Here is a 14020-nt window from a genome sequence, read left to right on the forward strand (position 1 = left end):
TGCGCGCCATGATCAAGGTCAGTGTGATGTATCCGAACAATCCAGGCGCGCGCTTTGATCACGACTATTATCGCGACAAGCACATGCCCCTGGTGAAGGCGCGGCTCGGCGACGCCTGCAAATACTACACGATCGACAAGGGCCTTGCCGGCGGTGCGCCGGGGCAACCGGCAACCTATGTCGGGATGTGCCACATCTTCTGCGACTCGGTCGAAGCCTTCGGGGCCGCCATGGGCAAGCACGCCCAGGAGATCATGGGCGACATTCCCAATTACACCGATCAGCAGCCGGTGATTCAGATCAGCGAAGTCGTCGTGGGGCATTGAACGGCGCGGATTGAAGCTTTTGTCGGGTAATTGTCACGATCGTCCTGGCCAGGGACGATCGTTGAGCTATGCCCTCAATTCAAAATTGATTTTTGTAGACCGCTGATGCAACCAGACCAATATTTTTCCGGAGAGATTACAGTCATTCTTGCCGATGGGACGCGGTTGCCGGCAAAAGTCGTTGCGGATGAGATCATTGAGGCCGGCAAAGAGATTCACAAAATCTCGTTTGAGCTGGATGGCGACGTAAAGACGGTTGAGTCCGAACGGGACTTTTTTGAAGCCTTGCGGCTGCTTCGGCTGGATCTGGAAAAGACTGGCGCATTGCTCTGCTGCTTTGGTGCAAGCGAGAACGTCTATCCATCTGGGATGCAACGAGACATGAGCCCGGCAGTCCTCGCCTACAAGATGACACTGGGCGCTCCGGCTCTGAATCGGGACATTGTCAATATCTTCGAATCCGACGGAAGCGTCGTTCCATCAACCGTGGAACAACAGGAGCGTTTCCGCGAGAAATGGTTCGAGAGCTTGTCGACCAGACGCAGCGACGGGAAGTCCGGAGACTGAGTCTATTGGCTCTCTGGTCCCGAATCGCGCTGCGCTTCATTCGGGCTACGCGACAAAAATCCCTCTGCCGTTGACGGCAGAGGGATACGCCCGTCTCGTCTCTAGAACTTCAAGTTCGCAAAAGCCCGCACGCCGAGGCCCGGCATCAGCACCTCGTCCTTGGTGTAGGAGACGGAGTTGCGGATGTTCTGGTTGAGCAGGTTGTTGCCGGCCAGCCCAAGCGTCATCTCGCGAGCGCCGATCCAAGACGAATTGAGCTTGGTGTTGTAGGTCACCTCCGCGTTCAAGAGATTGTAGCCCGCGGTCGGGGTTTCGCGGATCACCGCGATGTCGTTCTGCGCGAAGGCGTGCACCAGGTTGATGCGGGTGAACCAGTTGCTGTCGCGCCAGTACATGCCGCCGCCGAGCCGCACCGGTGGAATCCGTGGCACGTTGCTGCCGTCGGTGAAGGTGGCGCGCACCACGTCGAACTGGTTCTCGATGCCCCAGATGCCGCCGTTGAGCGGGCCGATATCGAGCTGGCTCTGGAATTCGGCACCGCGGAAGATCGCGTCACGCTGTGCGTATCTCGCCTGGTTCAGCTCAAGCTGGTCCGGATTGGCTATGTCCACGCAAGCCGCACTGTCGCACGTGTTGCCGGTCAATTGGCGGTAGATAAAGCCGTTGAACTTCGTGTAGTAGCCGGTGAGTTCGAATCGCAACGGCCCCGTCGCCCGCCGCAATCCCACTTCGATCGATTTTGCCGTCTCAATGCCGAGATTGGGATTGCCGATGTCGAAGGTGGCGGTCGCATCATGAGCGCCGCGCGAAAACAGCTCTGCCGGTTTCGGGGCACGTTCGACGTATTGACCGGTAATGCTCGCAACTAGATCCCACGGCAGGTTCTGGATCAGGCCAATGCTCGCGCTTTTCGGCGTGAAGCGCGGATTGCGCGGAGTAGCGGGACCAACACTGGCAGGATCGATGTTGACGTCGAACACGTCAGGTATGAATGCCGGCGTTGTCCCGGACAGGTTGACGTGTTCGATGCGCCCGGCGATCTGCGCCTTGGTGGTCTCGCTGAATTTCAGCTCATTGAAGACGTAACCGGCGACCCTGTTGTTGTTGTTGGGGTCCCACAACCCGTTGAGCGGGCTGCCTGGATCGTCCGGACTTGGGGCCGTCAATTCCTGATGTCCGGCCTGCAGGCCGAAAGCGGTGGTCACCGTGGCGAAGCGCGCATTGAACGGCATCATCTGCACCTCGACGCGCGCTTCCTGCTCCTTGTTGGTGAAGGTCTGTCGCACGCCGTCGCTGAACAGATCGGCCGGATCGGCGAGGCCGAGCTCGTTGTGGCGATAGTCGGTCGCGCCGACCCAGAACCGCACGGCGTCGATCGCAGCGGCATCCGGCCGGTACTCGCCCTTGACGGCGATCTTGGTCTGGTGCGCGTCGATCCTTGTCTGGTGATCGGCGCCGTCGATGCCGGGGATGTGGTACAGCGAGTCGTTCTGGGTGATCGCCGCGCCGATATAGCCGCCCTGGAAGAAATACGATGCGCCGACCGAGGCGCCGTCGGATTGCGTCGCGGAATTCGGCTGGCGGCCGTTAAACGGCTGGCCGGGGACAAACAGATAGGGATAGCTCGGGATGCTGTAGTCGCTGGTGGTGCGGCCATAGACGTCGGCATGCACGGCGACATTGTTGCCGCCGGCATCCAGCAGCATGCCGCCTTCGACGCCGCGATTGACCGAACTGACCGAGGTGCGGGTCTCGACATTGAGGCAACCCGGACCGCCGGCGTCGGCCAGCGGCGCTTTCACCGGCAGCCCATAGCTCTGGAACGGCGCCGCCGCGCAGGTCGGCATCGCGTCGGGAATCCGGTTGTTGGTCGCGCTCACCACGCCGCCGATCGAGGTCGAGCCGTAGCGCAGCGCCGCAGGTCCCCGGACCACCTCGATCTGGTTGGTCGAGAACGGATCGATCGGCACGAAATGATCTTCGCCGAGATCGGAGGCGCCGCCGCCGCCGAGACCGTTCTCGACAATGCCGACGCGGTTGACGTCGAGGCCGCGGATGATCGGCCGGCTCGATGCGCCGGGCGCGAAGCTCGAACCGGTGATGCCGGGCTTGGAGAACAGGAGATCGCCGAGCGTGGCGCCGCCGGAGCGCCGTAGCTCCTCGTTGGGCACCACGGTAACGGTCGCGAACTGGTCGGTGACGACCGGCAGCACGCCCTGCTGCGGTGCCGGCGCTGGCGTCGCTTGCGCCGGTTGTGCTGCCGCGGCGCGTTCGCGGTTGCGGCTCGGCGCAGCTCGGACGACGTGAACCGGCGCGCGCGTTGGCACAGTGCGGTGCCGCTGGATCGGGCTCGGCGCCGTCACGGTGATGTCAGGGAGTTGCGTCGGCGTGTCATCGGCCAGCGCGCTGCCATGCATGGCGCCGAGCAGCAGCCAGCTCGCGCCTCCGATGTGGAGTGCTCGTGTCTTCTGAAGTGTCATTGTCCTGGTCCAGTCCCGTCGAAATGACGGATCGATCCCGATTTGCCCTGCGGGAAGCCGCAACTGTGATGCGGCCGTCCGCTCAGGGCGTGCAGCAATCAGTCGATGTCAGGACACAGGAGGTGCGCGGGAACGGAAGGCCGCACGCGCCGACTTCAGATGGACGAATTCGGCATTGGTGGTGCGGAACAGAAGCTCGACAGCCTCCGGCAGCAACAGCACCGGCGGCGCGGTGAAAAGCATGCTGCTCGCGAGCGAGATGACGGTGCAGATCGCGCAATTGTCGGCGGGATGATGCCGCCGGTCCTTGTCGTGCCTGACGGGCGGCTCGGTCCCGGTCACCTGGACCGCGAGGTCCGGCGTCGCCGAGGTCCCGATATAGGCCAGATCGAGCAGCGACAGGCCGGTCTGGACGGCGGGTGCTGCTTGCGCGGCCGCGATGGGGTGGAAATGCCCGAACGACAGCACGAACTGGACAGCGAGCGCGAACAGCGCCAGCCGCGAGCCAGTCTTGATGTGTCTCCGGAACCAATTCATGCCGATTGAGCCCACCCATCATCGGCACGGCGCTCATTCCCCGGCCGTCCGATGTTACATTATAACATCGGAGGCCGGGCGCGATGTCAACGGTGGTTCAGACACACCCTATCGATCCGTTGCTGGTGTGGGATTGCAGCAACGGGGCCGATCGGACATTGCGCGCTATTGGTCTCAGCGTCCCTCACGCAGCCAGGTTGCCGCGAATGCGCCGAGCAGCAGCAAGAGGCCGACCAGGCCGGCGAACATCGGCAGCACGCCGACGCCCTTGACCACGCTGGCATCGCGCATCTTCACGCCAAGCCAGCCGTCGCCGCGGAAGATCGTGGAGGCGCGCACCGGCACGATGCGCGGCATGTCGAGGCTCGACCTGTCGACGATGCGCCGCGCGTCGCCGCCGGTCGCCTGCGCCAGCGGCTTCAGCATGTCGGGGGTCGAGGTGACTTCCGAGAATTCCTTCGGGTTGGTCGGGCCGACATTGATCAGCGCCTTCAGCGTGCCGTCGGTGGCCTGCCACAGGCCGAGCTCGTTCGCGGGCAGCGTGGCGTGCCACTCTCCGGGATCGCCGGCGGTGAGCGTCAGTTCATGCGTGGCGCCGCTCGGCGATGTCACGGTGACGGGCGACACGGTGTCGGCCATGGTCTGGCGCACCACCATCAGGTCCTTGCCCTGCACCTGCATGCGCAGCGCCTCTTCGTCGAGGTCGGGCTGCTTCATCAGCCAGTGCGACACCCGCCGCAGCAGATCGAGATGCGGGCCGCCGCCCTCATAGCCGCGCGCCCACAGCCAGATCTGGTCGGACAGCAGCAGCGCGACGCGGCCTTCGCCGAACCGCGACAGCAGCAGCAGCGGCTTGCCGTCGGCGCCGGTCATGACCGGCGGGTTGATCGCGTTGCGGGTGTCGACGGTGCGGAAGAACCGGCTCCAATGCGGCGGCTCGGCATTCGAGCCTTCCAGCCCGCGCGTCACCGGGTGGCGTTTCCCGGCGTCGCTCAGATGCGCATAGAACGGCTTCTCGGTGACGCCGACCGGCTCGGCCGGCAGCACCGAATCCAGCGGCGTCCGCCAGATGCTGGTGGTCGAGGCGTAGTCGGGGCCGGCCGAGACCAGCACCGCGCCGCCGGAGCGGACATAGCGCGCGATGTTGTCGAAATAGGCGATCGGCAGCACGCCCTGCCGCGCGTAGCGGTCGAAGATGATCAGCTGGAATTCGTTGATCTTCTGCTGGAACAGCTCACGGGTCGGAAACGCGATCAGCGACAGCTCGTTGATCGGCGTGCCGTCCTGCTTCTCCGGCGGACGCAGAATCGTGAAGTGCACGAGATCGACGCTGGGATCGGACTTCAGCAGGTTGCGCCAGGTGCGCTCGCCGGCATGCGGCTCGCCGGACACCAGCAGCACGCGCAACTTGTCGCGCACGCCGTCGATCGCGACCACGGCGCGGTTGTTGACCAACGTCAGCTCGTTCTCGAGCGGCGAAGCCTCGATCTCGACGATGTTCGGACCGGCATGCTTGATGTCGATGTCGACACTGGAGGTCTGGCCCGAGGTCAGCGTGCGCTCGTTGATCACCTCGCCGTCGCGGCGGATCGTGACCTTGGCGCGCTCGCCGGTGACGCCCTGGTCGTCGAGCCGGTAGGTGATGGTCTGGGTCTGGCCGACGATGCCGAAGCGCGGAGCCGCGGTGATGGCGATGCGGCGGTCGCGCTCGTCCTTGCGGCCGGTGATCAACGCGTGCACCGGGGCCTGGAAGCCGAGCGCCTGGCGTTGCCGGGAATATCGTGGACGCGGCCGTCGGTGATCATGAACGCGCCGGCGACGCGCTCGACCGGAACGTCCGACAGCGCCGACGTCAGCGCGCCGAACAGCTTGGTGCCGTCGGTTTCGCCATCGGCCTGCCCGGCCTCGACGACGCGGACCTCGAGGCCCTTGATCTGCTTCAGGCTGTCGACCAGCGCCTGCCGCGCCTTGTCGGTCTCCTGATTGCGCGTGCCGAAATTCTGGCTCGGGCTCTTGTCGACCACCACGGCCGCGACCGAGGTCAATGGCTCGCGGTCCTCGCGGGTGAAGGACGGATTGGCCAGCGCAAGCAGGATCAGCGCCAGCGCCGCGACACGCACCGCGGCGCCGCGCGCGCGCGACAACAGCAGCAGTGCCGCGATGACGACGATCGCGCCGAGCGCGATCCACAGCACGATCGAGGGAACCAGCGGTGTGAACGCGATACCGTAGTTCATATCATTGTCCCAGCCGCTCGATCAACGCAGGCGCGTGCACCTGGTCGGCCTTGTAGTTGCCGGTCAGCGTGTACATCACGATGTTGACGCCGGCGCGGAAGGCGAATTCGCGCTGGCGCGGCTCGCCCGGCGTCAGCGGCAGCGTCGGCTGGCCGTCGGGCCGGATCGCCCAGGCGCCGGCGAGATCGTTGGAGGTGATGATGATCGGCGAGACGCCGTCGCCGCCGCGCGCCGGGCGCTGCGCTGCTTCTTCATCGTCCTCGCGCGGCAGCGCCTCGACCCAGGTCTGGCCCGTGTTGAAGCGGCCGGGGAAGTCGCGAAGCAGATAGAACGTCTTGGTCAGCACGTGCTCGCGCGGCACCGGCTCGAGCTCGGGCACGTCGAGGGTCGACAGCAATTCGCGCAGCGTCTGCATGCCCGGCGTCTGCGAGGCGCCGTTGTCGCCCGGCGGTGCCTCGACGGCGTCGCGGGTGTCGAACAGCACGGTGCCGCCCTGCTTCATGTAGGCGTCGATCTTGTTGATGGCGTCCTGCGGCGGCTTCGGCGCGCCCGGTACGATCGGCCAGTAGATCAGCGGGAAGAACGCCAGCTCATCGCGCGCGGGATCGATGCCGACGGGGTCGCCGGCTTCCAGCGCGGTTCGCTGGCCGAGGAACAGCGTCAGTCCGGACATCCCGGCCTTGACGATGGAATCGACGTCGGCATTGCCGGTCACGACATAGGCGAGCCGCGTCTGCGACACCGACTTGATGGCGAAGTCGTCGCTGCTGGCGTTCTGCGCGCGCGTCGGCGAGGGAACCATCGTCGTCGCAAGGATGAAGGCCAACACAAGCACCGCGGGTGCCGCGCGCCGCCGGATCAGCGCGGCGAGGCCGCCGCCGAGCATCGCCACCACGATGGCGTCGACCAGGAACAGCGCCAGCGCCGTCGACAGCATGATGCCGCGCAGGTCCCGCGGTTCGGCATTGGTGTAGGTCGCACGCTTGGCGCGCAGGCCGGAGGTGTCGAGCGGCGCGATGCGATCGGCGGAGGCCAGCGTATTGACCGCGATCGGGCTCTCGGCGGTGCCGTAGAAGCCGGGCGGATGGTCCGCGGTGCCGCGGTCGCGATAGTCCGCCGACATCGGCTTGGCGGTCGAGGGCGGCGGACCGAAGGCGCCGAAGCCATCGAGCGTGCGCAGCGGCGCAACCGTCTCGGCATTGGGATCGCTGGCTACGCCGGGGCCGGGTTTCGAGGTGTAGCCCGACATGTCGATCAGCCGGCGCAGCATCTCGACGAAGGTGCCGGACATCGGCAGGTCCGACCAGCGCATGTCGGCGCCGACATGGAACAGGCCGACCACGCCCTTGCCGCGATGCTCGCCGGTGACGAGCGGCGTGCCGTCCTCCAGCGAGGCCCAGCTCTTGGTCGCGAGCACGGCATCGGGCTCGGCGAGCACCTGGCGGCTCACGGTGATGTCCTTCGGCACGGTGAGGCCCGCGAACGGGCCATCGGCAGCGAACGAGGCCATGTGTTGCGGCTTCTCCCAGGTCAGACTGCCGCCGAGCGTGCGCCCGCCGCGGCGCAGCTTGACGGGAACGAGGTCATCGTCGGCTTGCGCGAGGCGGGGACCGGCGAAGCGCACCAGCACGCCGCCTTGCTCGATCCAGGCGTTGAGCCGGTCGCGGATCTCCGGCGACAGCGTGCCGACGTCAGCCATCACGATCATCGGCAGCCGCTGATCGAGGAATTGCCCGATCACCTGCTGCGGCGCGCCGCGATCGCCGAGCCTGACATCGGCAAACGGCGACAGAGCGCGGGAGAGATAGAAGGTCGAGGCCAGCAGCGGCTGTGCGGTGTCGTTGCTTGCACCCGAGACCACGCCGATGGCGCGGCGGCGCCAGCGCCGGTCGAGCAGCTGCACGGCGCCGGCGGAATGCTCGCCGGCGATCTCGAGCCGCGCGATATCGTTGCGCAGTTCGACCGGAAGGTCGAAGGCGGCTTCGGTCTCGCGGTCCTGCGGGCCGAATGTGTAGCGGGCCTCGCCGATCGGCGAGCCCTTGGCGTCGACCGCGCGCACGGTCCCAGCCGCGATGCCGCTCTCGGCGCGCAGCACCTTCACCGTCATCTTGGCGGCGGCGTTCTCGGCCGCGACCAGCGCCTGCGCGGATTGCGCCCCGCCGGCATAGATCGTCAGATTGCGGCTCTCGATCACCTTGCCGAGACCTTCGGTGAACTCGCTGCCGCGGCCGGTGTCAATGCCGTCGGACAGCCAGGCGATGTCGCAGTCGCCGGTCGATTTGAGGAAGCGTTCCAGCGTCGCAAGGGTTTCAACGCGATCGATCGAGTAGGGCTTTGGCGCGAGCTGGCGCAGCGCGACGCGCGCGGCGCCGGCCGGCATCAGCGTGATGTCGCGCGTCGGCTCGGACAGCGGTACCAGTGCGACGCCGCGGCGGTCGCTGTCGGCATTGGTGACTAGCTCGTCGGCAGCCTTGATCCGCGCATCCCAGCTCGAAGCCGCGCTCCAGCCGTCGTCGAGCAGGATCACCAGCGGCTGCTTGCCCGCGGCAACGCCGGTCTGCGGATTCCAGATCGGACCTGCGGCGGCAAGGATGACCAGCGCGGCGGCGGCGAGCCGCAGCAGCGTCAGCCACCACGGCGTGCGCGACGGCGTCTCCTCCTTGGGCGCGATGTCGAACAGTAGCCGCGTCGGCGGGAATTCGATCCGGCGCGGCCGCGGCGGCATCACGCGCAGCAGCCACCACAGCACCGGCAGGCTGACCAGCCCCAGCAGCAGCAGCGGTTCGGCGAAGGAGAGCGGGAGGCCGGCGATCATGCGCTGCGTCCCGCCTTGACGGTCGAGCGGCCGCCGCCCTTGCTCACCATCATGCCGGCGTGCAGGAACAGCAGCAGCTCGGCCGCGGAGCGGCTGGTGGTGTGGGTCGAGAACAGCCAGTCGAGCCGGTTGGTCTCGGCCCGGATCTGCTCGCGATGCAGCGCGACGCGCGCGACATAGTCGCTTGCCCAGCTCTCGGCGCGGCCCGCGGTGATGACGCTGCCGGCCTCGGGCTCGACGAATTCGACGCGGCCGGAATAGGGGAAAGTCTCTTCCGCGGGATCGACGACCTGGATCATGGTGCCGTGCGCGCCTGACGAGGACAGCCCGCCCAGCATCGCCGTGATCTCGGCCAGCGACGACCAGAAGTCCGACAGCACGACGACTTCGGCCAGCGACGACGGCACGAAGGACGGCGGCAGGCTCGCGCGCGTCGTCTCGTCGTGCAAGATCGCTTCCGCCATCTTGTCGATCACGTTGAGGCTTGCGGTCGGGTTCATCAGGCCGGGAATGCCGACGCGTTCGCCGCCCGCAACGAGCAACTCGGCAAGTGCGAATGCAACAATCAGTCCGCGCTCCAGCTTGCTGTCGCGTGCATCGCGTGAGGCGAAGGCCATCGACGGCGACCGGTCGGCCCAGATCCACACGGTGTGCGCGGCCTCCCACTCCTGCTCACGCACATAGAGATGGTCGTCGCGTGCCGAGCGGCGCCAGTCGACGCGCTGCGACGGCTCGCCGGAGACGAAGCGACGGTACTGCCAGAAATTCTCGCCCGAGCCGGCGCGGCGGCGGCCGTGCAGGCCATGGATGACGTTGGCGGCAACACGGCGGGCCTCAAGCACCAGGCGCGGCAGCGACGCGGCGAGCGTTCGGCTTTCGCCATCTGCACGTCGGACCGCCAGGATCTCCTCGTTCTGATGCCTGTTGTCTGCTGCCATCAACCGATCCGCGTCTTCAACTGCTTGATCACGTCCGGAATGGTGCGGCCCTCGGCGCGCGCCGAGAAGGTCAGCGCCATGCGGTGCTTGAGCACGGGCTCGGCGAGATCGAGCACGTCGTCGATCGACGGCGCGAGCCTGCCGTCGAGCAGCGCGCGGGCGCGCACCGCGAGCATCAAGGCCTGGCTGGCGCGGGGACCGGGTCCCCACGCGATCAGCTTGCCGGCCTCGCCGCCCTCGGTGCCGGGGCGCGCGGCGCGCACCAGCGTCAGGATCGCTTCGACCACGGAATCGCCGACCGGCAGGCGCCGTACCAGGCGTTGTGCCGTGAGCAGCGTCTCCGCGTCCATCGATGGCTTGGCATGCGCCTCTTCGGCGCCGGTGGTTTCGAACAGGATGCGACGCTCGGCATCGCGATCGGGATAGTCGACGTCGATTTCCATCAGGAAGCGGTCGAGCTGCGCCTCGGGCAGCGGATAGGTGCCTTCCTGCTCGAGCGGGTTCTGCGTCGCGAGCACGTGGAACGGCTTCGGCAGATCGTGCCGCGCACCGGCAATGGTGATGTGCTGCTCCTGCATGGCTTGCAGCAGCGCCGACTGGGTGCGCGGGCTGGCGCGGTTGATCTCGTCGGCCATCAAGAGCTGCGCGAACACCGGGCCCGAGATGAAGCGGAACGAACGCTTGCCGGCCGAGCTCTCGTCGAGCACTTCGGCGCCGAGGATATCCGACGGCATCAGGTCAGGCGTGAACTGGATGCGCTTGGCGTCGAGCCCGAGCGTGACGCCGAGCGTCTCGACCAGCTTGGTCTTGGCGAGGCCGGGGACGCCGATTAAGAGCGCATGGCCGCCGGACAGGATCGTCACCAGCGTGTTTTCGATCACCTGGTCCTGGCCGAAGATGACCGTGGACACCGCTTCCTTGGCGGCCTTGATCTGGCCCGCGACCTGCTCGGCCGAACGGACGATCACATCCTCCAGTTTCTCGACGCTGTCTGCACCAGCCATTCGATCCGCTCCTTCTCGGCGATGCGCGCATTGGCGCGCCGGCATTGTCGTCATCTCTTGGTCGTCATCGCATGGCCCGCATGCTAAACCTATGCGAAGGCCATGTATTCGTTGAATTAAACTATCCCCACCTTATCGGTATTTCAGGGTATGAACGGCATCACGATGTGGCGAGAACGACATCCCGACCACATCTCACGATATGTGCACCAAACGTGCCAGATTGAAGGTCGGAAACTTCAGGGCAAACAATGGCGAAGCAAGGGCAGAGCGATTCCGGCAGTGAAACTACGGGCATCGGAGGCAAGGGCCTCGAAGGCCTGACCCATGCTGCCAACCGAGCTGCGACGTCGGGCCCGGCCGGACGCAATGGCCTGCCGCCGGTTCACCTGTGGAATCCGCCGTTCTGCGGCGATCTCGACATGCGAATCGCGCCTGACGGCACCTGGTTCTACATGGGAACGCCGATCGGACGCCCGGCGCTGGTGCGGCTGTTCTCCACGATTCTGAAGCGCGAGGACGGCAAGCACTTTCTCGTGACACCGGTCGAGAAGGTCGGCATCCGCGTCGACGACGCACCGTTCCTCGCCGTGGAAATGCAGACCGAGGAAGACGCGCGCGGCCGGTTGCTCAGGTTCCGCACCAACGTCGATGACTGGGTCGATTGCGAGAAGGGCCACGGCCTCAGATTCGAAGCCGCCGAGGATGGCGGATTGACGCCCTATCTGCATGTTCGCGCCGACCTGTGGGCGAAGGTCACCCGCGCGCTCTACTACGATCTGGTTGACATGGGTGAGGAGCGGATGGTCGATGGTCAGGAGATGTTCGGCATCGAGTCCGGCGGCGAGTTTTTCGCGATGGCCGATGCCAGTCAGGTGAGGGGCGCACTTTGAACGAGCCGTTGCTGAAGGTGAAGCCGGCGACGATCAGCTCGACGGAATTCTTCGCGCGGGCCCGCACGCGGCTCACTTTCGAAGTGCCGCCGGGCCTGGTCGATCCGCATATCATTCCGCGCACCGGAGATTCCGGCAACGACCGCATGCTCGAGATCGTCGCCCAGGAGCAGCCGGTGCGGCCGGCCGCGGTGCTGATCCCGGTGGTCGATCATCCCGAGCCGTCCGTGCTGTTGACGCAGCGTTCGCCCAACCTGTCGAGCCACGCCGGCCAGATTTCGTTTCCCGGCGGCAAGATCGACGCCACCGATGCCTCGCCGCTCGATGCCGCGCTGCGCGAAGCCTGTGAAGAAGTCGGCTTGAAGCGGGAATTCATCGACCCTGTCGGCTATCTCGACCTCTATGGCACCGCGTTCGGCTTCCGCATACTGCCGACAGTCGCCAAGGTGAAGCCGGGATTTACCCTTGAGATCAACGAGGCCGAAGTCGTCGATGCGTTCGAAGTGCCGCTCGCTTTCCTGATGAACCCCGAGAATCATCAGATCCACACCAAGGAATTCCGCGGCATGGACCGCTCCTACTATGCGATGCCGTTCGCCGAGCGTTACATCTGGGGCGCGACCGCAGGCATCCTGCGCGTGCTGTATGAGCGGATCTATCTGTCATGATCCGCACGGTGTTGACCGAGATCGGAATCTTCCTGATCCCTTTCGCGGTCTATGCCATCTTCCTCATCGCGACGCGGTCCGGCGTGACGCTGCCGGCGTCCTGGCCGCTCGACATGATCATGAAGCTGACGCTGGCGGCGCTGGTGATGGTCATCGTGAGCTTCGTGCTGCTCGCCGAATTGACCGGCGCGCCGCCGAACTCGACCTACGTTCCCGCTCACATCGAGAATGGCAGGCTGGTGCCGGGGGCTGAGAGATGAGCGAGCTGCGCTTGCTGTCCGACGCGCCATGGCTCGCTTCGGGGCCCGCGGCGCGCGTGCTCGGCCTGCTCAATGCCGACGGTGAGGAAGCTCGGGTGATCGGCGGCGCCGTGCGCAACGCGCTGATGCGGATTCCGCTCGCCGACATCGATATCGCCACCACGGCGCTGCCGGAGGAGGTGATCCGCCGCGCCAAGCGGGCGAGCATCAAGAGCGTGCCGACCGGTATCGAGCACGGCACGGTGACCCTGGTGGTCGACGGCCAGCCGTTCGAGGTGACGACGCTGCGCGAGGACACCGAGACCTATGGCCGCAAGGCCAAGGTGGCGTTCGGGCGCGACTGGGTGCGCGACGCCGAGCGGCGCGACTTCACCATCAACGGTCTGTCGGTCGACGCCTCGGGCGTCGTGCACGATCACGTCGGCGGTCTCGCCGATATCGAGGCAAGGCGGGTGCGCTTCATCGGCGATCCTGCGCAGCGGATCGCCGAGGATTATCTGCGTATCCTGCGCTTCTTCCGCTTCCACGCCGCCTATGGCGCGGGCGAGGTCGATCGCGCCGGCTATCTCGCCTGCGTCAGTGGGCGCGCCGGACTTGCCGGACTGTCGGCCGAGCGCATCCGCATGGAGATGCTCAAGCTCGTGGTCGCGAACGGCGCAGCCGGCGCGGTGGTCGCGATGGGCGATGGCGGGTTGCTGCTGCCGCTGTTCGGCGGCGTCGCCTATGCCGGGCCGTTCGCGGCGATGATCGAGATCGAGAGGCTGATGGGGCTCGCACCGAGTGCGACGCGCAGGCTCGCCGCGCTGACGGTTGCGGTGACCGAGGACGCGCGGCGCATCGCGAGCCGGCTGCGGCTCTCCAACGCCGAGGCCAAGGCGCTGGACTCGATGGGCCATCGCTGGTGGCGCCTGCCCGGCATGGACGAGGCGCATGCCAAGCGCAGGCTCTACCGGCTCGACGAGGAGCCGTATCGTGACCGGCTGCTGCTGGCCTGGGCGCGAACCGGTGTGGGCCGCGACGTCGATCAATGGCGCGCGCTCGCCACGCTGCCGCAGCGCTGGCGCGCGCCGCACTTTCCGTTGCGGGCGTCGGATTTCATCGCGCGCGGGATCGCCGAGGGGCCGGCGCTGGGGCATGTCCTGACCTTGGCCGAGGATGCCTGGCTTGCCGCGGATTTTCCGCTCGATCCGCAGGTGCTGTCTGGCATCGCCGACCAGACCGTTTCCCGCTTCACCCGCGATCACCGGCTCTGAATTTTCGTACCGCCGAGTTCATCGGCGGCACGGTGACGAACG

11 protein-coding genes and 1 pseudogene are annotated in these 14020 nt (G+C 66.4%); 6 read left to right on the forward strand and 6 right to left on the reverse strand.

All coding sequences use genetic code 11. The features are described from left to right. Nucleotides 1-8 precede the first annotated feature (8 nt). A complete protein-coding gene (locus tag AKN84_RS17720) occupies nt 9-326 on the forward strand; it encodes an EthD family reductase (RefSeq protein WP_050421961.1) in 318 nt (105 codons plus the stop codon). A gap of 105 nt (nt 327-431) precedes the next feature. Next, nucleotides 432-893: a hypothetical protein gene (locus AKN84_RS49125; protein ID WP_128970940.1), complete on the forward strand. Its 462-nt coding sequence runs from the start codon at nt 432-434 to the stop codon at nt 891-893. A 101-nt stretch (nt 894-994) separates the two neighbouring features. Here the strand turns inward: AKN84_RS49125 and AKN84_RS17730 are convergent, their stop codons facing one another. From AKN84_RS17730 to AKN84_RS17755, 6 genes and pseudogenes are all read right to left on the reverse strand, one after another. Beyond that, nucleotides 995-3373, reverse strand: coding sequence for a TonB-dependent receptor (locus AKN84_RS17730; protein WP_050421962.1), 2379 nt, complete (start codon nt 3371-3373; stop codon nt 995-997). A gap of 108 nt (nt 3374-3481) precedes the next feature. After that, entirely contained in the window at nt 3482-3910 is a 429-nt protein-coding gene (locus tag AKN84_RS17735; RefSeq protein ID WP_050422027.1) for a DUF2946 family protein, read from the reverse strand. Between the two features lie 174 nt (nt 3911-4084). Then, nucleotides 4085-6147 (reverse strand): annotated as a pseudogene (locus AKN84_RS17740) (hypothetical protein). Nucleotide 6148: 1 nt separating this feature from the next. Next, on the reverse strand, nt 6149-8959 hold the full coding sequence (locus tag AKN84_RS17745; protein WP_050422028.1) for a DUF4159 domain-containing protein: 2811 nt from the start codon (nt 8957-8959) through the stop codon (nt 6149-6151). Continuing rightward, entirely contained in the window at nt 8959-9900 is a 942-nt protein-coding gene (locus AKN84_RS17750; RefSeq protein WP_050421963.1) for a DUF58 domain-containing protein, read from the reverse strand. Before AKN84_RS17750 ends, AKN84_RS17745 begins: the two co-directional genes overlap by 1 nt. Continuing rightward, complete coding sequence (locus AKN84_RS17755; RefSeq protein WP_050421964.1) at nt 9900-10904, reverse strand: AAA family ATPase; 1005 nt, start codon at nt 10902-10904, stop codon at nt 9900-9902. The genes AKN84_RS17750 and AKN84_RS17755 overlap by 1 nt, the downstream gene beginning before the upstream one ends. A gap of 251 nt (nt 10905-11155) precedes the next feature. On the opposite strand from AKN84_RS17755, the gene AKN84_RS17760 reads away from it, so the two are divergent. The 4 genes from AKN84_RS17760 to AKN84_RS17775 are packed head-to-tail and all read left to right on the forward strand — an operon-like array spanning nt 11156 to nt 13978. Further along, nucleotides 11156-11797, forward strand: coding sequence for a DUF1285 domain-containing protein (locus tag AKN84_RS17760; RefSeq protein WP_050421965.1), 642 nt, complete (start codon nt 11156-11158; stop codon nt 11795-11797). 32 nt (nt 11798-11829) lie between these two features. Then, the gene (locus tag AKN84_RS17765) at nt 11830-12465 is read left to right on the forward strand and encodes a CoA pyrophosphatase (protein WP_430649915.1); all 636 of its coding nucleotides are present in this window, start codon (nt 11830-11832) and stop codon (nt 12463-12465) included. Then, nucleotides 12462-12725, forward strand: a complete 264-nt coding sequence (locus AKN84_RS17770; RefSeq protein WP_050421967.1) for a DUF6111 family protein — start codon at nt 12462-12464, stop codon at nt 12723-12725. Before AKN84_RS17765 ends, AKN84_RS17770 begins: the two co-directional genes overlap by 4 nt. Beyond that, the gene (locus AKN84_RS17775) at nt 12722-13978 is read left to right on the forward strand and encodes a CCA tRNA nucleotidyltransferase (protein WP_050421968.1); all 1257 of its coding nucleotides are present in this window, start codon (nt 12722-12724) and stop codon (nt 13976-13978) included. The genes AKN84_RS17770 and AKN84_RS17775 overlap by 4 nt, the downstream gene beginning before the upstream one ends. The last annotated feature ends 42 nt before the right edge of the window (nt 13979-14020 follow it).

Origin of the sequence: Bradyrhizobium tropiciagri (assembly GCF_001189845.1) — a bacterium.
GTDB classification, from domain to species: Bacteria; Pseudomonadota; Alphaproteobacteria; order Rhizobiales; family Xanthobacteraceae; genus Bradyrhizobium; species Bradyrhizobium tropiciagri.

What these genes read in the sequence shown, in the direction of transcription:
- AKN84_RS17770 (WP_050421967.1), top strand. Translation starts at nt 12,462, where the DNA reads ATGATCCGCACGGTGTTGACCGAGATCGGAATCTTCCTGATCCCTTTC.
- AKN84_RS17755 (WP_050421964.1), bottom strand. Translation starts at nt 10,904, where the DNA reads ATGGCTGGTGCAGACAGCGTCGAGAAACTGGAGGATGTGATCGTCCGT.
- AKN84_RS17775 (WP_050421968.1), top strand. Translation starts at nt 12,722, where the DNA reads ATGAGCGAGCTGCGCTTGCTGTCCGACGCGCCATGGCTCGCTTCGGGG.
- AKN84_RS17735 (WP_050422027.1), bottom strand. Translation starts at nt 3,910, where the DNA reads ATGAATTGGTTCCGGAGACACATCAAGACTGGCTCGCGGCTGGCGCTG.
- AKN84_RS17760 (WP_050421965.1), top strand. Translation starts at nt 11,156, where the DNA reads ATGGCGAAGCAAGGGCAGAGCGATTCCGGCAGTGAAACTACGGGCATC.
- AKN84_RS49125 (WP_128970940.1), top strand. Translation starts at nt 432, where the DNA reads ATGCAACCAGACCAATATTTTTCCGGAGAGATTACAGTCATTCTTGCC.
- AKN84_RS17750 (WP_050421963.1), bottom strand. Translation starts at nt 9,900, where the DNA reads ATGGCAGCAGACAACAGGCATCAGAACGAGGAGATCCTGGCGGTCCGA.
- AKN84_RS17730 (WP_050421962.1), bottom strand. Translation starts at nt 3,373, where the DNA reads ATGACACTTCAGAAGACACGAGCACTCCACATCGGAGGCGCGAGCTGG.
- AKN84_RS17720 (WP_050421961.1), top strand. Translation starts at nt 9, where the DNA reads ATGATCAAGGTCAGTGTGATGTATCCGAACAATCCAGGCGCGCGCTTT.